General features: G+C 75.9%; 17 protein-coding genes. 9 read left to right on the forward strand and 8 right to left on the reverse strand.

The window, feature by feature from the left end:
• Window positions 1-4: 4 nt before the first annotated feature.
• Window positions 5-595, reverse strand: a complete 591-nt coding sequence (locus ABWK59_RS08760; protein WP_420492748.1) for a helix-turn-helix domain-containing protein — start codon at window positions 593-595, stop codon at window positions 5-7.
• 67 nt (window positions 596-662) lie between these two features.
• Between ABWK59_RS08760 and ABWK59_RS08765 the strand changes: the two genes are divergently transcribed.
• From ABWK59_RS08765 to ABWK59_RS08785, 5 genes are all read left to right on the forward strand, one after another.
• A complete protein-coding gene (locus ABWK59_RS08765; RefSeq protein ID WP_354639338.1) occupies window positions 663-1397 on the forward strand; it encodes an AzlC family ABC transporter permease in 735 nt (244 codons plus the stop codon).
• Complete coding sequence (locus ABWK59_RS08770) at window positions 1397-1705, forward strand: AzlD domain-containing protein (protein ID WP_354639340.1); 309 nt, start codon at window positions 1397-1399, stop codon at window positions 1703-1705. The genes ABWK59_RS08765 and ABWK59_RS08770 overlap by 1 nt, the downstream gene beginning before the upstream one ends.
• Window positions 1706-2014: 309 nt before the next feature.
• Window positions 2015-3385, forward strand: a complete 1371-nt coding sequence (locus tag ABWK59_RS08775) for an SDR family oxidoreductase (protein ID WP_354644876.1) — start codon at window positions 2015-2017, stop codon at window positions 3383-3385.
• A 122-nt stretch (window positions 3386-3507) separates the two neighbouring features.
• Window positions 3508-6888, forward strand: a complete 3381-nt coding sequence (locus ABWK59_RS08780; protein ID WP_354639342.1) for a hypothetical protein — start codon at window positions 3508-3510, stop codon at window positions 6886-6888.
• Window positions 6889-6968: 80 nt separating this feature from the next.
• On the forward strand, window positions 6969-7535 hold the full coding sequence (locus ABWK59_RS08785) for an NUDIX hydrolase (protein WP_354639344.1): 567 nt from the start codon (window positions 6969-6971) through the stop codon (window positions 7533-7535).
• Between the two features lie 183 nt (window positions 7536-7718).
• Here the strand turns inward: ABWK59_RS08785 and ABWK59_RS08790 are convergent, their stop codons facing one another.
• Window positions 7719-10067, reverse strand: a complete 2349-nt coding sequence (locus ABWK59_RS08790) for a Tex family protein (protein WP_354644877.1) — start codon at window positions 10065-10067, stop codon at window positions 7719-7721.
• Between the two features lie 222 nt (window positions 10068-10289).
• Here ABWK59_RS08790 and ABWK59_RS08795 point away from each other — a divergent pair, with 222 nt between their 5' ends.
• Window positions 10290-11600, forward strand: a complete 1311-nt coding sequence (locus ABWK59_RS08795; protein ID WP_354639346.1) for a glycosyltransferase family 87 protein — start codon at window positions 10290-10292, stop codon at window positions 11598-11600.
• A gap of 98 nt (window positions 11601-11698) precedes the next feature.
• Here ABWK59_RS08795 and ABWK59_RS08800 read toward each other — a convergent pair whose 3' ends face one another.
• Window positions 11699-12169 (reverse strand): MarR family winged helix-turn-helix transcriptional regulator, encoded by a 471-nt coding sequence (locus tag ABWK59_RS08800; RefSeq protein WP_354639348.1) that lies wholly within the window; start codon window positions 12167-12169, stop codon window positions 11699-11701.
• Between the two features lie 87 nt (window positions 12170-12256).
• Here ABWK59_RS08800 and ABWK59_RS08805 point away from each other — a divergent pair, with 87 nt between their 5' ends.
• Window positions 12257-12631 carry a cupin domain-containing protein gene (locus ABWK59_RS08805; protein WP_354639349.1) on the forward strand — a complete coding sequence of 125 codons (375 nt, stop codon included), beginning with the start codon at window positions 12257-12259 and terminating at the stop codon, window positions 12629-12631.
• A 469-nt stretch (window positions 12632-13100) separates the two neighbouring features.
• Here ABWK59_RS08805 and ABWK59_RS08810 read toward each other — a convergent pair whose 3' ends face one another.
• Window positions 13101-13367 (reverse strand): hypothetical protein, encoded by a 267-nt coding sequence (locus tag ABWK59_RS08810; protein WP_354639351.1) that lies wholly within the window; start codon window positions 13365-13367, stop codon window positions 13101-13103.
• Window positions 13368-14445: 1078 nt separating this feature from the next.
• Between ABWK59_RS08810 and ABWK59_RS08815 the strand changes: the two genes are divergently transcribed.
• Window positions 14446-15726, forward strand: a complete 1281-nt coding sequence (locus tag ABWK59_RS08815) for a Mu transposase domain-containing protein (protein WP_354639353.1) — start codon at window positions 14446-14448, stop codon at window positions 15724-15726.
• A gap of 145 nt (window positions 15727-15871) precedes the next feature.
• Window positions 15872-16069 (forward strand): hypothetical protein, encoded by a 198-nt coding sequence (locus tag ABWK59_RS08820; RefSeq protein WP_354639355.1) that lies wholly within the window; start codon window positions 15872-15874, stop codon window positions 16067-16069.
• A gap of 277 nt (window positions 16070-16346) precedes the next feature.
• On the opposite strand, the gene ABWK59_RS08825 is transcribed toward ABWK59_RS08820, so the two are convergent.
• From ABWK59_RS08825 to ABWK59_RS08840, 4 genes are all read right to left on the reverse strand, one after another.
• Window positions 16347-17078: an SGNH/GDSL hydrolase family protein gene (locus ABWK59_RS08825; protein ID WP_420492912.1), complete on the reverse strand. Its 732-nt coding sequence runs from the start codon at window positions 17076-17078 to the stop codon at window positions 16347-16349.
• Between the two features lie 216 nt (window positions 17079-17294).
• The gene (locus ABWK59_RS08830; RefSeq protein WP_354639359.1) at window positions 17295-18236 is read right to left on the reverse strand and encodes a GNAT family N-acetyltransferase; all 942 of its coding nucleotides are present in this window, start codon (window positions 18234-18236) and stop codon (window positions 17295-17297) included.
• Window positions 18237-18500: 264 nt separating this feature from the next.
• Complete coding sequence (locus ABWK59_RS08835; RefSeq protein ID WP_354639361.1) at window positions 18501-18968, reverse strand: DUF3291 domain-containing protein; 468 nt, start codon at window positions 18966-18968, stop codon at window positions 18501-18503.
• A 62-nt stretch (window positions 18969-19030) separates the two neighbouring features.
• Window positions 19031-19834, reverse strand: a complete 804-nt coding sequence (locus ABWK59_RS08840) for an FAD:protein FMN transferase (RefSeq protein WP_354644878.1) — start codon at window positions 19832-19834, stop codon at window positions 19031-19033.
• Between the last annotated feature and the right edge of the window lie 13 nt (window positions 19835-19847).

A 19847-nucleotide genomic window follows, 5' to 3' on the forward strand; every position in this document is an offset into this window, starting at 1 on the left:
CCGGTCAGACGTGTTCCATCACGATCACCGCGACGGTGTCCGCCGCCAGGGCCCGGAAGACGTGCCGGGCGTCGCCGGGGTAGCAGACGTAGTCACCGGGGCCGAGTTCCACCGGCTCCTCCACCGGGCCGGCCAGGGCCCGTCCCGAGCCGACCAGCAGGTGCTCCACCGAGCCGGCCATGTGCGGCTCGGAGACCTTCACCTCGCCGGGCTGGGCCTCGATCCGGTAGAGGTCGCGGCGGGCGCCCGGCGGGCAGGAGGCCAGCAGGGTGGCCGCGTAGTCGGCGCGCTCGGAGTAGGTCACCGGCCCCTCGCCGGCCCGGACCACCCGGACCTGCGGCCGCGGCGGGTCGACCAGCCGACTGAACGGGACGCCGAGCGCCACCCCGAGCGCCCAGATGGTCTCCACGCTGGGGTTGCCGGCGCCCGACTCCAGCTGGGAGAGCGTGGACTTGGCGATCCCGGCCCGCTTGGCCAGCTCGCTCATCGACAGCCCGGTGCGCTCCCGCTCGCGCCGGATGGATCCCGCGATCAGCGCGATCAGGCCGGTGGGTGTCTGCTCGGCGCCGTCGGTGCGGGGGGAGGCCTCTGCCACGTGTTCGCTCCATGAGTCCAGTTGTTCGCCTTGACGAACGCTCCAGCTGCTGTTCATTCTAGTGGACATGCGTTCGTCATGGCGAACATTGGATCGCGGCACGCTCCGCGACATCGCCCTCGTCTGTCTCGCCGACGCCCTCGTCGGCGCCTCGTTCGGCGCGATCAGCGTCTCCGGCGGTCTGCCCGCCTGGGTGCCGGTCGCGATGTCCGTGCTGGTCTTCGCCGGCGGCTCGCAGTTCGCCGCGGTCGGCGTGGTGCTGGCCGGCGGCGGCCCGCTCGCCGGCGTGCTCGCCGGGCTGGTGCTCAACGCCCGGCTGCTGCCGTTCGGCTTCGCCGTCGCCGACGTGCTGCGCGGCCCCTGGTGGCAGCGGCTGCTCGGCGCGCACCTGCTGACCGACGAGTCCACCGCCTTCACCCTCCGCCACACCGACCGGGAGCGCCGCCGGGCCGCCTTCTGGGTCTGCGGCGTCGCCCTGTTCGTGATCTGGAACCTCTCCGTGCTGCTCGGCGCGGCGGCCGGCCAGGCGGTCGGCGACACCGACGCGCTCGGGCTGGACGCCGCCTTCCCGGCCGTGCTGCTGGCCCTGGTGCTGCCCTCGCTCGCCGACCGCAGGACCGGGACGGCGGCCCTGCTCGGCGCCGCGATCGCGGTGGCCGCCACCCCGTTCCTGCCCCCCGGGCTGCCCGTCCTGGTGGCCCTGGCCGCCCTGGCCACCGCCGTCCGCCGCCCCGGCCGGGACGGACGCGGCGACCGCGACGGCCGCACGGCCCCGGAGCCCGGCCTCCAGGAGGTGCCCTGATGCCCGTCCTCGCCGTCCTGCTGCTGGCCGCCGGCACCTACGCGCTCCGGCTGGCCGGCCCGCTGCTGGGCCACCGGCTGCGGATGCCCGACCGGGTCCGCGAGCTGGTGACCGTCGCGGCCGCCGTCCTGCTGGTCGCCCTCGCCGCCACCGCGGCGCTCACCCAGGGCCACGGCTTCGCCGGCTGGGCCCGGCCCGCCGGCGTCCTGGTGGCCGGTGCGCTCGCGCTCCGCCGGGCCCCGTTCCCGCTGGTGGTGGCCGCCGCGGCCAGCACCACCGCACTGCTGCGGCTGTGCGGCGTGGAGTGAGCGCGGGCCCCCGGATTTATGTTCGGCGTGACCGGAGGGGCCCGCGCTAGCATGCGCAGATCGTTCGGGGCGGCGCAGGGGAGGACGCGCCATCACGGCCCGGTGGACCACGCCGGTTCGGCCCCGGGTCCCCCCGGACGATCGCCCCCGCGACGCCACGACGGCACCGGCCCCGGCCGGCCCCGGGGGCGTACCGGAACGGGACTGGGGGGAGCGACGGTGCGACAGGACGCCGACACACAGGACACGGCGACGGACCCGGCCACGGAGCCGGCGCCCGCCACGGCCACGGCGCCCGGCGCGGAGGAGCTGGCCGCCTTCCACCGGACCGTGGGCCGGCTGCGCGCCCTCCCGCTGGACCACCCGGACCGGCTGCGCGCCGAGCAGGTCGCCGCGTCCTTCGTCCGGGACGGCCGGCACCGCCGCCGCAAGGACCGCCACCAGGACATGACCCGGGCGGACGCCGCCCTCACCGCCACCACCGTCACCGGCGCCGCCGACCGGCGCGAGGACGCCCCGCTGGCCCTGCCCGCACAGCGCGGACCGGTGGGCACCCTCCACCGCGCCCGCCACTGCTACGTCTGCAAGGTCGCCTACCGCCGGCTGGACGGCTTCTACCACCTGCTCTGCCCGACCTGCGCCGCCGACAACGCCGCCCGCCGGTCGCTGACCTGCGACCTGCGCGGCCGCCGGGTGCTGCTCACCGGAGGCCGGGTGAAGATCGGTTTCCAGCTCGCCCTGATGATGCTCCGGGACGGCGCCGACCTGACCGTCACCAGCCGCTTCCCGCACGACACCGTCCGGCGGTTCCGGGCCGCCGAGGGCAGCGCGGAGTGGTTCGACCGGCTCACCGTGGTCGGCATCGACCTGCGCGACCCGCGCCAGGTGCTCGGCCTGTGCGAGCGGCTGCGCGCCGACGGCCGCCCGCTCGACATCCTGGTCAACAACGCCGCCCAGACCCTCCGCCGCCCGCCCGAGTCGTACGCCCTGCTGGCCGCCGGCGAGCACGGCGGACTCCCGGCCGGGGCCCGGGTCCTGCACGCCCCCGGATTCCGTCCGATGCCCGCGCTGACCGGCGCCTGGCCCGCCGCCGAGCTGTCCCCGGCCGACATGTCCCAGCACGACCTCGCTCCGGCCGGGCCCGGCGGCCGGGTGCCGGCCGTCGCCGACGAGGCCGGGCTGCTGCCCGACGCCGCCCCCGAGAACTCCTGGTCCGCCACGCTCGGCGCCCTGGAGCCGGCCGAGGTGCTGGAGACCCAGCTGGTCAACGCCCTCGCCCCGGCGCTGCTCTGCGACCGGCTGCTGCCGCTGCTGCTCGCCTCCCCGCACCGCAACCGCTACATCGTCAACGTCTCCGCGGTGGAGGGCCGGTTCGCCGTCCGCAACAAGACGCCCCGCCACCCGCACACCAACATGGCCAAGGCCGCGCTCAACATGCTCACCCGGACCAGCGCCGCCCGGCTCGCCGAGCAGGGCGTGCACATGTGCGCGGTGGACACCGGCTGGATCACCGACGAGAACCCGGCGCCGCGGAAGTCCCGGATCGCCGCCCACGGCTTCCGCACCCCGCTGGACATCGTGGACGGCGCGGCCCGGATCTACGACCCGATCGTCCGCGGCGAGGCCGGCGACCCGCTCTCCGGCGTCTTCCTGAAGGACTACCAGGTCGCCGACTGGTGACCCCTCCCACCGGCCCGCTCGGCCGGACCGGCCCGTGGACTCCCAAGCCCTCGACCACCGGTGGCCACTCACGGGAATAACCGGTGGACCGGGCGGCCGGCCGGGCGGCCACAATGGGCGCCATGCCGATCACCAGCGCCGACGACCTGCTCGCCGCCCTCGACCCGCTGCCCTACCCGGAGCGCACCCGTACGGCCGCCCGCACCGCCCGCGCGCTGGCCGCCGCCGGCGAACTGCCCGCCCTGCTCCGGGACCTGGAGCGGCACGGCCTCCACGGCCGGCGGATCGCCGCCCTGGCGGCCTCGGCCGGACGGGAGACCGGCTACCTGGCCGAGCGGCTGACCGACCCGGACCGGGTGGTGCGCGGCTACGCCATCGCCGCCGTCCGGACACTGCCGGTGCCCGACGAGGCCGTCGAGGCGGCCCTGCTCGACGCCCCCGCCGCGGTCCGCTCCCGGCTGGCCCGGGCCGTGGTGCTGGGCCGGCGCAGCGAGCTCGCCGAACGGCTGCTGCCCCGGCTGCGCGAGTGCTGGGGCGACGCCGAGGCGACCCGCCTGCTGCCGGCCTGCTCCGCCGCGTTCACCGCCCGGCAGCTGCCCGCCCTCGGCCACGCCGTCCGCAGCTGGACCCTGCTGACCGAGCGTCACCCCGACGTGGTGCTCGACCACACCGAGCGGGAGCTCGCCGCGATGCCGGCCGCCCGCCGCAGCGGCTGGTGGCAGTTCGCCTCGCACCGGCTGGCCGCTGCCGCCGCCCTGCGCCCGGAGCGGGTCCTCGACCTGCTGGAGCGCTTCCCGCCGCGGATCTTCCCGTACCCGCTGCGGCCCTGCCTCGGCCGGCTGGCCGCCGCCGACGCCGAACGGACCGTCGGCGTGCTGATCGCGCCGAGCCGGGACGCCCGGCCGCTGGAGGCCGTGCCCAGCGCCCAGGTACTGCGCCGGCTCGCCCAGGCCGACCCGCCCTCGCTGCCGCTGCTCGGCGCCCGCTGGCTCAACCGGCCGGGCCACTTCACCGCGCTGCTCAGGGCCGTACCGCCGAGCCGCCGCGACGCCTTCCTGGACGCCGCCGCCGGGGAGGTCCGCCTCACCCGTGTCCACCTGGTCGACCAGGTGCTGCACCGGCTGACGCGCCGACGCCGGATCGCCGAGGCCCGGCGGCTGGCCGCGGAGGCCGAGGCCGAGGGCCGTCCCTGGTCCGAGACCGTCCGGCTGCGCGCCCACCTCGACCCGGCCGAGGCCGGTCCCGAGCTGCTGACCGCCGTCGGCCGCCCGGACGCCGCCGACCGGGCCCTCGCCTGGGAGCTGCTCGTCGGCAACGCGGGCCGCTCCGGCGACCCGGCCGCGGTCCGCAGCGTCCTCACCGCCATGGCACGGCTGCGCAACGAGCAGGACCCGGTGAGGGCCGCGGCGCTCACCGCCCTCGCCACCGTCCCGCCCGCCCTGCTCGACGACACCTCCGCCCCGGGCCTCGACCGGATCGCCACCGACGCCCTTCAGGCCCGCGACCTCTCCGCCCGTACCCGGGACGCGCTGCGCGCCCTGGCCGTAGCCGTGCTCCGCGAACACGCCCTCGGCCTGCGGCCCGCCCTGCTCGACTGGGCCCTGCGCACCCTCGACGGGCTCTCGGGCCGGACCGGCGGCGCCCGCCTCGGCCGGCTGGAGAACACCCTGCGGCGCGGCCAGGAGCACCAGGTGTTCGAGGCGCTCCGCCCCTGGCTGGAGAAGGCGGCCGCCCACGGCCGGTACGGGCTGCTGTTCTCCCTCACCGCCTCGCTCGGCCGACGCGCCCACGCCATGCCGCAGCTCACCGGACTGCTCTGGCACGCCGTACGGCTCGGCCCGGACGACGACGTCCGCACCGCCATCGGGCTGCTCCTGGAACCCCCGGCGGGCCGCTCCGGCACCCTCGCCCGGATCCTCGCGCTGGAGCCCTCCGCCGCCGCCCTCCCCCGGGTCGCCTGGCAACTGGCCCGCACCCGCACCGACCTGCTCGACCCGCTGCTCGCCGAGGAGCCCCCGTACGGGCGGTTCCTCGAAGCCGGCACCCTGCGGCCGATGCCGAACACCTACGAGTCGGACCGCTGGCTGCCCCGCCAGTGGCGGGCCACCGCCCGGCTGCTCGACGCCACCGCCCGCAGCACCGGCCGTCCGCTGGCCGACCGGGCCTGGGCCGTCCGGGCCGCGGCCCAGCTCCCCGGGGTCGGGTTCGCCCTGGTCTCCGCGCACACCGGCTCCGACGAGGTGGTCCTCGCCGAGGCCGCGCTCGGCGCCCTCGCCTGGACCGACGACCCGGTCGCGGCCCTGCCCACCCTGCTCGCCCACACCGGCGACGACCGAGCCCGGGTGGCCGTGTTCGCCGCCTCCCGGGTGGCCCGGTTCACCCCGCCCGGCGACCTCGCCGGCCTGCTCGGCGCCCTGCTCACCCAGCCGCAGGGCAGCAAGGTCACCGCCCGCAAGGAGGCCGTCCGGCTCGCCGCCGGCCACCTGCCGCGACCGGTCGCCGCCGACCTGCTGGTCCGCGCCCACCGGGCGCCCGGCCAGCACCCGGACGTCCAGGCCGCCGTGATCGGCTCCGCCCACGGCCTGCTCGCCCAGGAGGCCGTGTGGCCGCTGCTCGCCGAGGCCGCCGGCTCCGCCGTCCCCCAGGTCCGCCGGTCCGTCCTCGGCCCGTCCCCGGAGCGGATAGCCGGGGCCCACCGCACCCGGTACGCCCGCCTGGTGGCCGAGGTCTGCTCCAGCGCCGACCCCGAGGTCGCCCGGGCCGCCCTCGCCGCCCTGCCCGCCTGGGCCGCCCATCTCCCGGCCCCGGACCTGGAACCGCTCCGCACCCGGACCGCCGACCTCACCGAGCGGGCCACCTGGCGGGCCGCCGCCGACGCCCTGCGCACCGTGGCCGGCTCCGGCCTGCCGCACCCGGCCGGCGGCGCGGAGCCCGGCAGCCTGCTCGACCGCACCCTCACCGACCTGCTCGCCGCCCACCGCACCGAGCCGGCCGACGCCCTCGCCGACCGCGACCTGCCCGCCCGGCAGCGGATCGCCCACCTCACCGCGCCGCCCCCGGCCGACCACGGCCCCGCGGGCACCGCCCTGGCCGCCGCCCTCGCCGACCGGCTCGCCGAGGAGGAGGAGTTCATCGCCTATCAGGTGGCCCTGCTGCGGCAGCGGGTGTCCCGCGCCGAGGACGGCGACGAACTGGCCTTTGCCCTGGCGGAGTTGACGGACGCCCTGGACGGACGGCCGGTGCTCGCTGCGGCCACCGCCCAGCTGCTTCCCGGCGCGGGCGGCCTCCCGGCCGTCCCACCGGGCCTGGTCCTGGCCGCGATCCGGCCGCTGTGCGGGGACGGCCGGACGGCCGCCGGGCTGCTGGCCGCCTCCGTCCTCGCCCGCTCCGCACCCGCCCTCGGCTGGCCCGAGGAGTGGCGTGCCGCGCTGCGGGAGCTGCGGGCGCACCCGTGCGCCGAAGTCCGGGCGGCGGCCCGGTCGGTGTTCACCGCGGCGGAGTGAGCCCGGTGGACACCCGCCCGACCGGAGCTGTTCAGCGAGGCCAACCGCCTTGAACCGCCCCGGAGGACTACTATCGATCAATGACGGACACTACCGAGAGAGCAGGGGAACTCGCGGACCTCGCGGCCCGGTTCCCGAAGTTGCACGCGCCGCAGCGCTGGGCCTGGGGTGGGATCGACGCGCAGTTCTCGGCCGAACTGCCCCCGGACGAGCTGATCACCAACATCCACGTGGTCGGCTTCACCGAAGGCCGCGTGGTGCTGTGCCGGGACGCCCGCGGCCACTGGTTCCTGCCGGGCGGCACCCGCGAGGCCGCCGAGTCCGTGGAGTCCTGCCTGGTACGGGAGTTGCGCGAGGAGGCCGGCGCCCGCCTGGCCGGCCCGCCCACCTGGATCGGCGCCCACCGCGCCGTCACCGACCACCCGGTGCCGTACCGGCCCTGGCAGCCGCACCCCGAGAAGGCGTGGCTGTGGGGCTGGGCCGAGGTGGTGGTGGACTCCGCGCCCACCAACCCCGACGACGGCGAACAGGTCGTGGAGGTCCGCGCGATGACCCCCGACGAGGCGCGCCACCTCCTCGTCCGCGGCCGCGACGCCTGGTGGGGCGAACTCCTCACCCTCGCCGTCGAATCCCACCGCACCCGGTGAACCCCGGGGCGCCCCGCGGGGGAACCAGGCGGGCACCCGGGCAACCATGGGGCACCAGGTAGGCACCCGGGTATCCACAGGGGCGCGGGGAACTGCGCGAAACGGAGGGCACACCCCGCACCCGTCCGCCCTCCCGCAGTTCCGCGCGCCCCTGAAGGCTCGCCAGTTGCGCGCCCCTGGGCCCTACTTGGTGAGGCCCGCTCGGCGGAGGGCGTCCGCCATGGCGCTGTTGGCCGCCGGGGCCGGTCCGCGGCGGTCCTGCCGCGGCGGCCGCCCCCCGCGGTCACGGTCGCGGTCGCGGTCGCGGTCGCGGTCGCGGCGTCCGCCGCCACCGCCCTCGCCGGCGCCCGCACCGCGGGCCGGCTCGTCGTCCAGCCGCAGCGTCAGCCCGATCCGCTTGCGCTGCACGTCCACCGAGGTGACCCGGACCTTGACGATGTCGCCGGGCTTCACCACCTCCCGCGGGTCCTTGACGAAGGTCTTGGAGAGGGCGGAGACGTGCACCAGCCCGTCCTGGTGGACGCCGATGTCCACGAACGCCCCGAACGCGGCCACGTTGGTGACGACCCCTTCCAGCACCATGCCGGTCTCCAGGTCGCCGATCTTCTCGATGCCGTCCTTGAAGGTGGCGGTCTGGAAGGCGGGTCGCGGGTCGCGGCCGGGCTTGTCGAGCTCGCCGAGGATGTCGGTGACGGTGGGCACGCCGAAGGTGTCGTCGGCGAAGTCGCCGGGCTTCAGCGACCGCAGGACCGAGCCGTTGCCGATGAGCCCCCGAAGCTCGCCGCCGGTGGCGGCGAGGATCCGGCGGACCACCGGGTACGCCTCGGGGTGGACCGCGGAGGCGTCCAGCGGGTCGTCGCCGTCGGGAATCCGCAGGAAGCCGGCGCACTGCTCGAAGGCCTTGGGGCCGAGCCGGGCCACGTCCTTGAGCGACCGGCGGGTACGGAACGGGCCGTTGGCGTCGCGGTGGGCGACGATGTTGTCGGCCAGCGTGCCGGTGATGCCGGAGACCCGGGTGAGCAGCGGGGCGGAGGCGGTGTTGACGTCCACGCCGACGGCGTTGACGCAGTCCTCGACCACGGCGTCCAGCGAGCGGGAGAGCTTGAGTTCGCTGAGGTCGTGCTGGTACTGGCCGACGCCGATCGACTTGGGGTCGATCTTGACCAGTTCGGCGAGCGGGTCCTGGAGGCGGCGGGCGATGGAGACGGCACCGCGGATCGAGACGTCCAGGCCGGGCAGTTCCTGGGAGGCGAAGGCGGAGGCCGAGTACACGGACGCGCCGGCCTCGCTGACCATGACCTTGGTGAGGTCCAGCTCGGGGTGGCGCTTGATCAGGTCGCCGGCGAGCTTGTCGGTCTCCCGGGAGGCGGTGCCGTTGCCGATGGCGACCAGGTCGACCCGGTGCTTCTTCGCCAGGGCGGCGAGGGTGGCGAGCGCGGCGTCCCACTTGTTGGCGGGCTGGTGGGGGTAGACGGTCTCGTGGGCGACCACCTTGCCGGTGGCGTCGACCACGGCGACCTTCACGCCGGTGCGGAAGCCGGGGTCCAGGCCCATGGTGGCGCGGGTGCCGGCGGGGGCGGCGAGCAGCAGGTCGCGCAGGTTGGCGGCGAAGACGCGGACGGCCTCGTCCTCGGCCTCCTGGCGCAGCCGGGTGCGCAGGTCGATGCCGAGCCGGACGAGGATCCGGGTGCGCCAGGCCCAGCGGACGGTGTCGGTGAGCCACTTGTCGGCCGGGCGGCCGCGGTCGGCGATGCCGAAGCGGGCGGCGATCCGCTGCTCGTAGTCGCTCTCGCCGGGGAGGTCGGTGGCCTCGGAGCCGTCCAGCGGGGAGAGTTCGAGGTCGAGCACCTCCTCCTTCTCGCCGCGCAGCATGGCGAGGATGCGGTGCGAGGGGAGCTTGGTGTACGGCTCGGCGAAGTCGAAGTAGTCGGCGAACTTGGCGCCGTCCTGCTCCTTGCCGTCGCGAACCGTGGCGACCAGCCGGCCGCGGGTCCACATCCGCTCGCGCAGCGAGCCGACCAGGTCGGCGTCCTCGCCGAAGCGTTCCACCAGGATGGCGCGGGCGCCGTCCAGTGCGGCGGCGCCGTCGGCGACGGCCTCGTTGAGGTAGCCGGCGGCGGTGGCGGCCGGGTCCTGGCCGGGGTCGGCGAGCAGGGTGTCGGCGAGCGGCTCCAGGCCGGCCTCGCGGGCGATCTGCGCCTTGGTGCGCCGCTTGGGCTTGAACGGGAGGTAGATGTCCTCCAGGCGGGCCTTGGAGTCGGCGGCGAGGATCTGCGCGCGCAGGGCGTCGTCCAGCTTGCCCTGGGCGTCGACGGACTCCAGGACGGCGGTGCGGCGGTCCTCCAGCTCGCGGAGGTAGCGCAGCCGCTCCTCCAGGGTGCGCAGCTGGGCGTCGTCGAGCGCGCCGGTGGCCTCCTTGCGGTAGCGGGCGATGAAGGGGACGGTCGCGCCGCCGTCCAGCAGGTCGACGGCCGCCTTCACCTGCCCCTCGCGGACGCCCAGCTCATCGGCGATCTTGCGTTCGACTGCCATGGTCACGAAGCCGGTCACCTTCTCTGAATCCTCGCGGGTCTCCTCCTGCATTCTGGCAGGTCCCCCCGTCGGATCGGGTGCGACCGTGTCCCCGGGCCCGCGTGGCGCGTTGTGGTGGTGGCCGGTGACCCACGGTGTGCGCGCCGTCACCGGATCCGGCCGGCTCCGGCGGGGCACCCCGGCCGTGAGACGGCTCCCATCCATCTTCCCGTGGAGGCGACGGTGGCCCAGGCCCCGACCCCGGTCACCCAGTGGGGCATCCCGCAGGCGGGCCCGTTCCGCTGGACGCGCCCGGCCACCTGGCCGCGCGAGGCGCTGGCCCTGGCCGGGTACTGGACGGCCAGCCGGATGGTGATGGTCGGCATGCTGCGGTCGGGCAAGGCCGAGCAGGCGATCGAGGTGCACCGGACGTACTACGGCTGGTACGAGGTGCTGTCCACCGGCACGTTCCCGGTGGACGACGTGACCTGGCAGTACCCGCCGGGGGCTGCGCTGGCGATGCTGGCGCCGGGCCTGCTGCCGTTCCTGACGTACCTCCAGGCGTTCGCGGTGCTGATGCTGGTGACGGACGCGGTCACCCAGGCCGCGCTGATCCGGGTCTCGTTGCGCCGCAACGGCGGTTACCACCGCGGGCGTTCGACCGCGGGGGCGTGGATGTGGGCGCTCGCCCTGCCGCTGCTGCTGGGCCTGCCGTACGGCCGGTACGACCTGCCGGTGACCGCGCTGGCGATGGCGGCGCTGCTGCTGCTGCCGAGCCGGCCGCGGATCGGCGGGGTGGTGGCGGGGATCGGGGCGATGGTGAAGGTGTGGCCCGCGCTGGCCCTGCTGGGCGCGCCGCGCGGGCGCGGAACCCGGCAGGCGTGGACGGCGATGGGTGTCTCGGCGCTGGTCCTGCTGGCGGTGCTGGCGGTGCTGTTCGACAACACCTTCGGGTTCCTGACGGCCCAGCAGGGCCGCGGGGTGGAGATCGAGTCGCTGGGCGGAACGGTGCTGCAGGTGGCCCGGCTGTTCGGCTGGCCGGGCGAGGTGGAACAGCACTACGGCTCGCTGGAGTTCCTCGGCCCGCACGTACACCGGATCGCCAAGGCGTCGCTGCTGCTGACCGCCGCCGCGTTCGGCTGGCTGCTGCTGTGGCGGTGGCGGGCCCGCCGGTGGAGCCCGGCCACGCCGTACGACGCGGCGCTGACGGCGGTGCTGCTGTTCACCGTGACCAGCCGGGTGATCAGCCCGCAGTACCTGATCTGGCTGATCGGGCTGGCGGCGGTCTGCCTGACCGTCCGGGGGTCCTCGCAGCGGCCGGTGGCGGTGCTGATCCTGCTGGCGGTGGCCGTGACCACGGTGGACTATCCGCTGTTCTTCGACGCGATGATCTCGGGGGGTTGGCGGCCGACGGTGGTGATCCTGGTCCGCAACGGCCTGCTGCTCACCGCCTCGCTGTGGTCCGCGGGCCGGCTGTGGCGGGCCTCGGTCTCCACCGTCCCGGTGCTGCGGGAGGCCCGGCAGCCGCGCCGCGGGCCGATCCGTGCGGCCTGACGGCTGATCCGGGTGGGCCGAGCTGATCCGGGGCGGCGTGACGGGTGGGCCGACGGGCCGATCCGGGCGGCCCGACGGCCGGGGCTCGCCGGAGGCCGCTACCAGATCGGCCGGAGCCGCCCGCTGGGAGCCAACCGGACCAGGTCGTCCCGGAGTTCGCGCAGCCGCGGGTCGCCGAGCGCCGCGGCCCAGGGTCGGACGGCCTCGGCGGCCGCCTCGTCGGCGGCCCGGGTGCAGGCCCAGCCGCGTTCGGTGAGCACGACCAGCCGGGCCCGGGCGTCGGTGGGGTGCGGCCGGCGTTCCACATAGCCCTTGCGCACCAGCTCGTCGACCATCTGGCTGGCCGCCTGCTTGGTGACGCCCAGGTGCTCGGCGAGGTCCCCGACGGTGGCGTCGCCCGGGGCGAGGCGGACGAAGGCGAAGCCGTGGGCGGGCCGCAGGTCCTCGAAGCCGCGGGCGTGCACCCCCGCGTCGATGGCCCTGACCAGGTCGGACGCCAGCCCGAGGATGAGCGGGGGAAGGCTCGCGGCGACGGTTTCGGACCCGGCGTGGTCAGCGGCGTCGTTCATGGGGAAAGCCTAGACGCTTGACTATGCAGTCAAGATACTTGACCATATAGTCAAGTCGCTTGACCATCTCACCGAGGAGACACCGCCGTGCCAGTCGTCCGCTCCACCGAGGCCGTCGTCCACGAGATCCACGGCGCCCGCTTCCTCTCTTACGCCCGCCAGGAGACCGGCAGCACCGCGCTCCGCGCCTGGCGGCTGGAGATACCCGCCGGCACCGAGGGCGTCGAGCACACCGTCAGCCACGAGGAGGTCCTGCTGCTGCTCACCGGCACCCCCGTCGTCACCCTGGACGGAGCGGCCACCGCCCCGGACCCGACCGACGCCGTCATCGTCCCGGCCGGCACCCGGCTGAAGGTCGACAACCCGGGCCCCGGCCCCGTCACCGCCTGGGTCACCACCTCCGCCGGCCTCCAGGCCACCCTCCCCGACGGCACCACCATCACCCCGCCCTGGGCCGGCTGAACCCGCCGGCGGGCGCCCGCACACACCCCGGCACCGAACGGCAAATCGCACATTCTGCACCGAAGTTGTGCAGATCCGGGCATGTCGGAGGGGCATTTGCGGTCGGTTCCCTACGGTGATATCGCCGCCCGGGGCCCACGGTCCGATCCCGGCCCCGGGCGGCCGCCGTACGCCAGCACACCACGGACAGGGCGCAACCACAGGACGAGGAAGGGGACTTACACGCGTGACCCCCAGGCTCTCCCCCATCGCGGCACCGACCACCCCCCGGTGGCACGGCCCTCCGGGCCCGGACGGGGACGCCCGGCCGGACGTCCGCCGCGGCTCCCACCGAGACCCACGTCTCGACGACGGCTCCGGCGCACCCCGGCCCGGCCGGAGCCCGTACCCGAGCCCCGGCCCCTGATCCGCGGCAGCCGCACGTCCCCGGCCGCACGCTCCGGCTCCACCCGCCGCCCGGGGCGCCCGCTCAGCGCGGGCGCCGGGGCGGTGAGCCGTGCCGCGCACGCGGTCGCTGCGGCGGGTGCGCGGAGATGCGCTGACGGGCCAGCTGGTCCAGGCAGATCGCCGCCGCGACCGGGGGCAGCCCCGCGACGATCACGTCCGGCACGGTCTGGGCCACACCGCTGACGCACAGCCCGGTGGCGACCGTCGAGAAGGCGAGCACCACGACCCAGGAGTGCACCGGACGCCGGCCGTCGAGGGCCGCCCGGAGGATGGAGAGGCATCCGGCCACCTACGGGCCGTAGATCACGGCCGGCCAGAGCACCGACGGCCCCGGCGGCACCTGGTCCCGGGGCACCCTCGGGGTGCGGACTCTCCGCCGGCGCCGGGGACCCTCGGCGGGTGCGGGACGCCGGCGGCGCGGCGCCTCGCGGCCGGCGGGGGACGAATACCGGGCGAAGTCGTCCGCAGCCCAGCTGCCGAGCATTTCCACGGTCGGCGGGGAATCCCGGGGAGCTCCGACGGTGGTGGCTCCGGCATAGCCGTACGGGGCCCGGGAGGAATCCGGTTCCAGGCGGTCGCCGAGTGTTTCGGAGACGCCAGTTCCGTCCCTCGGGAGGCACTCCATCAATGGTTCGCGCATGGCTCAGCCCGCGCTCCCGTCCACCGGCGGTCCACCCGCCCCCGATGTCATGAGCATTCTGGGGGTGGCGAGGGCGATCGGCGGTGGACCGGAGTCACCGAGGACGGCGAGAGAGCATTCCAGTTGTCTAATCGCCCGGAGGAAGTCGGCGAGGATGCGGGAGCAGTTCCACAGGACGACGCGTCGGCCGTTGTGCACCAGGTAGCCGGGGGCCACGTCGCCGGCGGCGTTCCGCCGGTCCGGGACGAAGAGCCACGTCCCGAGGCTGCAGATCGGGTCCCGCTCGGGGCGCCGTGGAGTCGCTTGATCATGATTCGGAATCACACCACCTCAACGAGGCCGTCTCCGTGGCGGATGTGCGGAATTCGGGCGACATTCCATATGAGGGACGGCTTTCACTCACCGGACTTCCTCGCCCGGACCCCGCCCAATGCCCGTCCAATGCCCGCCCGGGTGGGCCGCTCGCCGAATCCTCCCACCCCGCCGGGCGCCAATGGTAGCTCCGCCCTGCGCCGCTCGACGAATCTCCCCAGCGTTTCTCCGCGGAGCCCCCGGCATGGTCCAATGCTTCCCAAAATTCCCCGAAGATATCCCCCGAAGGAACGTTTCACCCGGGTTCCGATCTTCAAATCGTTGTTGTAGGGTCTCTTTCTCGCGAAACGGTCTGCATGAATTCTGAGGAAGTATCACCGGCAAGCCTGCGCGTAGGGGGTTCGAGATGCTCAGCATGGACGAGTACTTTGACGTCGGTCGGCTGCGCGGACAGGGATGGTCGATCTCGGCGATCGCCCGGCATCTGGGCCGCGACCGCAAGACGGTGCGGACCTATCTCTCGGGCGCCCGGGTCCCCGGGGTACGGACACCGGCCAGGGACGAGTTCCTCGTCTTCCTCCCGTACTGCCGGCGGCGGCTGGCGGACGACCCGCACCTTCCGGCCACCGCTCTGTTCGAGGAGGTCGCCGAACTCGGCTACCACGGCGGGTACTCCACCTTCACCCGCGCCCTGCGCCGGAACCGCCTGCGCCCGTCCTGCGCCCGCTGCCGACCGCGCGTCGCGCTCGATCCGCCGGGCGAGCCGGTCGAGGGCGAGGAGCTCCGGTTCAGCTGGTCGCCGCTGGCTCCCCCCACGCCCGGCAGTCCCCTCGGCGCGGGCCCGTACCTGCTGACGGGCTCACTCCGGGACCCCCGCCGGTCGCGGAGCGCGCTCGCCGACGGCAGCGAGTTCCCGCACCTGGTCGAGGCCCTCGACCTGGTGCTGAGGCGGCTCGGGGGCACCGCCCCGCGCTGGCGGTTCGACCGCACGGAACCGGTCTGCTGCCCGACGACCGGCCGGCTGGCCCCGGCGTTCGCCCAGGTCGGGCGGTACTACGGGGTGGAGATCACACTCGATCCGGCCGACCGCACCGCCGGGCCCGACCCGGTCCACGAGGCCGTGATCGGACGATGTCTGAGCCTCGCCGGCGGCCGCGGGGCGCAGCCGGTGCCGCAGGAGCCGGGGGGTGCGCCGGCCCGGGAGGCCGAGCCCGTCGGCGCGCCGCCGGCCCCCGTGGACGGGGCCGCCGACGGAGCGCGGCTGCTCGACCTGCCGCCCGTCCCGTTCCCGGCCCGGGTGCACGCCTTCCGCATGGTCGACCCGGAGGGCATGGTCGCCTTCCGCGGGAACCGCTACGCCGTGCCGCCCGACCTGGCCGGGGCGGTGGTGCAGGTCCGTCACCGCCTGGACGAGCCCTACCTCTCGATCGCGGCGACCGGCGGAGCCGTGATCACCCGCCACCTGCTGGCCCCCCGGGGCGCGGGGATGCAGGTCACCGACCTGGGAGGGGCGATCGTGCTGGAGCGGTCGCCGCGCCTCCAGCTCACCGGCACCCCGCCCTGCCCGGACGGCGCCACCCGCCGGCCGCTGTCCCCGGAGGCCACGGCCGAGGCGGAGGCGCTCCGGCGCGCGCTGCGGGAGCGCCGGCCGCGGCCGGTCGGCGGGCCGGAAGCCGAGGCGGGCGGCCCGGGGTAGCCGGGCGGACGGGGGCGCGGTCGCGGTCGTCCGGCCGCCGGACCGCTTCGGCCCGCCCCGCCCTGCACGGAGACCACAGCACGGAGGACCGGGTCGGAGCGGAAGCGGACCGTCCCGGGTCCGCCACGGGGGAGGGAGACGCGCCATGGCGATGTGGCCGTGGAGAAACCGCGGGGACCGGGATGCCGAGGCCCTGGCCTCGCTCGTCGCCTCCGCGCGCCGCCTCGACTACGGGGGTGCGTACGCGCGGGAGCTCACCGGCCGGACCGGGGCCGGGGCCACCGCACCCGGCCCGCCCCTGCCCGAGGTCCCCGAGGTGCGGTGGTGGACCGAGCACGGCTGAGACCGACCGGCCATCGGGGGGTGGGTGAAGGAGCGGGTCGAGAGCCGAGTCTGGGCGGTGCCGACGATGGGGGCACCTCCCGGCCGAAGGCCGGGGGAGAGTGGCAGCGGAGCTGCGGCGACCGAGGAGAAGCCGTCCCTGGGCCCCTCCTGCCCGATGGCGGGCAGGAGGGGAGAGAGCTGTCGGCCCGCGACGCCGCCCCCCAATGGCCGGTCGGTCTATGGCGGCCGCTCATGGAGCGGCCGTTCCCGGGGGGTGGCCGTTCCCGAGGGGTGGGTCAGCTCTCGTACGGGAGGAGTTCCGGTCGCTTCGGCGCCCGCCCGTCCCCCGAGGAGTGGCCCAGCAGCCGGCGGCCGATCCACGGGCCCAGGTGCGTGCGGAGCCACCGCAGGTCCGCGCCGAGCTCCTCGCGGCGCCCGCGCGGGTCGGCCTGCGCCAGCGGCGCCCGCCAGTCGAACTCGGCCGGACGTCCCAGCGCCTCCAGGACGGCCGCGGCCACCCGGCGGTGCCCCTCCGGGGAGAGGTGCAGCCGGTCCTCGTCCCAGAGCCGGCGGTCGTCGAAGCACGGCGCCGAGAACAGGTCCACCACCGCGACCCGGCCCGGGTTGGCCCGGGCGATGCCCTCCACGAACGCCTTCATCCGCAGGATCACCGGGAGCAGCCGGGCGCTGCCGGACATCCGGCGGGTCGGGTCGGTGCTGGTGAACATCACCACCGTGCGGCCGTCGGCGATCAGCTCGGCGGCCGCCCGGCCCAGTTGCACCTCGACGTCACCGATGTCGCAGCCGGGGCGGAGCACGTCGTTCAGCCCGCCGGCCAGGGTCACCAGGTCGGCGTCCATCGCGGCGGCGGCCCCGACCTGCTCGTCGACGATCTGGCCGATCAGCTTCCCGCGGACGGCGAGGTTCGCGTAGCGGAACCCGCCGTCCGGACGCTCGGCGGCCAGGGCGGCGGCCACGCGGTCGGCCCACCCGCGGAACTGCCCGTCCGGCAGCAGGTCGTCGCACATGCCCTCGGTGAAGGAGTCACCGACGGCGACGTAACGGGTGAAGGCGGCGGAGGTGTCGGTGTTCGTCACGCCCGCCGATGGTACGCGCACACGCGACCGCGACCACCGGCGGGCCGCACGAATCCGGGGCGCGGGAACGGCCGCGCGACGGGCGGCACACGCCGTGCCCTCCCGCCTCGCGCGGTTCCCGCGCCCCTCGCGGGTTCGCCGGTTGCGTCAGGGTGCGCCGAGGACCAGGCGGACGCCGAAGTTGTGGTAGCCGGCGCGGGTGAAGGCCGCGGCCATGGGGCGGTTGTCGAGGTCGGTGTCGGCACCGATGCGGTGGGCTCCGCGGGCGGCGTGGAAGCGGGTGATCTCGGCGAGGAGTTCGTCGACCAGTCCGCGGCCCCGGTGTTCGGGAAGGACGCCGAGGTAGCCGACGACGGGTCCGCCGTTGTTGGCGGAGGGGATGGCGAAGCCGGCGAGTTCGCCGTCGGCGGTGCGGGCGACGCGCCACCAGCTCCGGTCGCCGGGCATCTGCAGGTAGTCCTGGAGGGTCTCCTCGGCCTGGGCGCGGGCGCCGAGCCGGGCGAGGCCGCGCCGGGTGTCGTCGTCCAGGCTGCCGACGGCGACCCTGCGGAAGATCTCGACGAACACCTCGTCGTCGGGCTCCGCGGCGAACCGCAGGGTTCCGCCCGGCGCGGGTGCCGGCCGCTCCGGCGCGGGGGTCCACTCGTACCGGAGGCGCTCCAACGCGCCGGTGAGGCCCGCGCGTTCGGCGGCCTGCCGGCGCCAGGCGACGGCGTCGTGGACGGCGGCGTCGGTGCGCCAGCCGGGCGGCAGGAAGAGGTGGTACTCGGGCAGCCGCTCCCCGCCGGGGAAGGCGGCGTGCGCGGCGGCGAGCAGGTCGGCGGCGAGGGTGACCCGGTCGGGGACGGAGTCGTCGACCCAGATGCAGTCGAGGGCCAGCGGGCGGTCGGACGCGGGGAAGGTCCACCAGACGGCGCGGGCGAGCAGGCGGCCGTCGGCGTCCTCGGCGATCCAGGTGTGGGCGGGCCGGTAGCTGCCGTCGGCGCTGAAGCGGCGGTAACGGTCGGGATCGGCCCAGCTGATGGGGTCGGTGACGGTGCAGGAGAGAACCCGGTCGAGGTCGGACTCGACGGTGGGGCGGAACAGCACGGTGCCTCCGGGGCAGTCGGCTGGCGCTCCCGGGGCCGTCGCGGGATCAGCGAGCGGCTGCGGGCGGAAGCGCCGGTGAATGAGTGGGGTACACGCTGACGCCTCCTTCCTCCGCGCTCGGCGGTGTGCGGCGCGCGCTGCGCCGGACGCTCACGCTAGCGGGCGGACCGGCCGCGGGTCAACGGAGTTCTGCAGCGGGCTTGTGGGGGCACTCCGACGGCGTGAACCGCCCTGCGGCGCTCGCCGGTTGGGCCGGCGCGGGCCTCAGCCGGCGGCCGGGTGCGGGAACCGGTCGCGGAGCGTGAAGGCGTCGGCCGTGGGGCCCTTGAGGCGGAGCAGGGTGAGCCGTTCCTCGGCCTCGGCGACGGTGGGGCGGTGGCCGGCGGGGACCCACCAGAGGGCGGTCATGGCGTCGACCGGCTTCTCGAACCACGCCCGGCGCCGCTTCATCACCGCGCGGTGGTCCTCGCCGTAGACGTAGGCGTGCAGCGCGTCCGGGTCGCGCCAGACCGACATGTTGACGAGCAGCCAGTCGTCCCCGTAGATCCGGGCGGTGGTGGCGTCGCCGCCGTCGCCCTCGACGAGCCGCCAGACGAAGCCGTCCGCGCGGTCGGCGACGGCGTTGACCGGTTCGAGGGCGGCGACGAACCCGGCGAGCTGCGGACTGTCCAGCGGGGCGAGCATGCGGGCGATGTTGATCTGGGCGAGCTGGTACGCGGCGGAGTCGGTCATGCGCCCGACCGTAACGCGCCCGCGGAGCAGCGCTCCACGGCTTTCTCACCCCTCGGACGGGCTCAACTGCCCTGGCCGGTACGGACCGGTGACCGGCCGGCACCGACGGGCTGCGATGTCACCGCCCGCTGCCAGTCGGCGGGCCCGGCGGGCGGGAGGTGGCGCGGCAGGCCGTCGGTCCACCGCTTGGTGCCGTCGGGCAGGACGGCGAGGGCCTCGACGCCGGGTGTCCGGGCGACCCAGGCGAGGGCGCGGGCGGTGCCCATGGCGAAGGCGGCGGTGGCCCAGGCGTCGGTCCGGGCGATGCCGGTGCCGGGCTCGCCGACCAGGGTCAGCGAGGCGGGTCCGTCCGCGGGCCGGCCGGTGTGCGGGTCGAGGATGTGGGCACCGCGTTCGGCGGTGCCGGAGGTGGCGACCGCGAGGTCGTGGCCGCCCAGGACGGCGGCCAGCCGGCCGGGCAGGTGCGGGTGGGCGACGCCGATCCGCCAGGGTCCGCCCGCGGTCTGCACGTCCCCGCCGCCGCTGACGCAGTACTGCCGGCAGCCGGCGTCGGCGAGCGTCCGGGCGGCCTCCTCGACGGCCCAGCCCTTGACCCAGCCGCTGGGGTCGAGCCGGCCGCCGGGCCGCTCGGTGAAGTAGCCGTCGGTCTCGGCGGCGACCTCCCGGCAGGCGGCGAGCACGGTCCCGACCTCCGGATCGCAGGCGTCGAGCGGGAGTTCACCGCGGTCGAGGCGGCTGATGTCGCTGCCGGGACGGTACGGCGAGAAGACGGCGTCGATCCGGTGCAGCCGGGCGACGACCGCCTCGAGCGCCGCCGCGGTGTCCGGGCCGGGGTCGCGCACGGTGAGGGAGAAGACGGTGCCCATGACGGGCTCGGTG

The organism is Kitasatospora sp. HUAS MG31 (assembly GCF_040571325.1).
Lineage (GTDB): Bacteria > Actinomycetota > Actinomycetes > Streptomycetales > Streptomycetaceae > Kitasatospora > Kitasatospora camelliae.

Excerpts from the sequence above, each read along its gene's own strand:
- ABWK59_RS08765 (WP_354639338.1), top strand. The coding sequence starts at position 663 with ATGCGTTCGTCATGGCGAACATTGGATCGCGGCACGCTCCGCGACATC.
- ABWK59_RS08770 (WP_354639340.1), top strand. The coding sequence starts at position 1,397 with ATGCCCGTCCTCGCCGTCCTGCTGCTGGCCGCCGGCACCTACGCGCTC.
- ABWK59_RS08780 (WP_354639342.1), top strand. The coding sequence starts at position 3,508 with ATGCCGATCACCAGCGCCGACGACCTGCTCGCCGCCCTCGACCCGCTG.
- ABWK59_RS08785 (WP_354639344.1), top strand. The coding sequence starts at position 6,969 with ATGACGGACACTACCGAGAGAGCAGGGGAACTCGCGGACCTCGCGGCC.
- ABWK59_RS08790 (WP_354644877.1), bottom strand. The coding sequence starts at position 10,067 with ATGGCAGTCGAACGCAAGATCGCCGATGAGCTGGGCGTCCGCGAGGGG.
- ABWK59_RS08800 (WP_354639348.1), bottom strand. The coding sequence starts at position 12,169 with ATGAACGACGCCGCTGACCACGCCGGGTCCGAAACCGTCGCCGCGAGC.
- ABWK59_RS08815 (WP_354639353.1), top strand. The coding sequence starts at position 14,446 with ATGGACGAGTACTTTGACGTCGGTCGGCTGCGCGGACAGGGATGGTCG.
- ABWK59_RS08820 (WP_354639355.1), top strand. The coding sequence starts at position 15,872 with ATGGCGATGTGGCCGTGGAGAAACCGCGGGGACCGGGATGCCGAGGCC.
- ABWK59_RS08825 (WP_420492912.1), bottom strand. The coding sequence starts at position 17,078 with ATGTGCGACGACCTGCTGCCGGACGGGCAGTTCCGCGGGTGGGCCGAC.
- ABWK59_RS08835 (WP_354639361.1), bottom strand. The coding sequence starts at position 18,968 with ATGACCGACTCCGCCGCGTACCAGCTCGCCCAGATCAACATCGCCCGC.
- ABWK59_RS08840 (WP_354644878.1), bottom strand. The coding sequence starts at position 19,834 with ATGGGCACCGTCTTCTCCCTCACCGTGCGCGACCCCGGCCCGGACACC.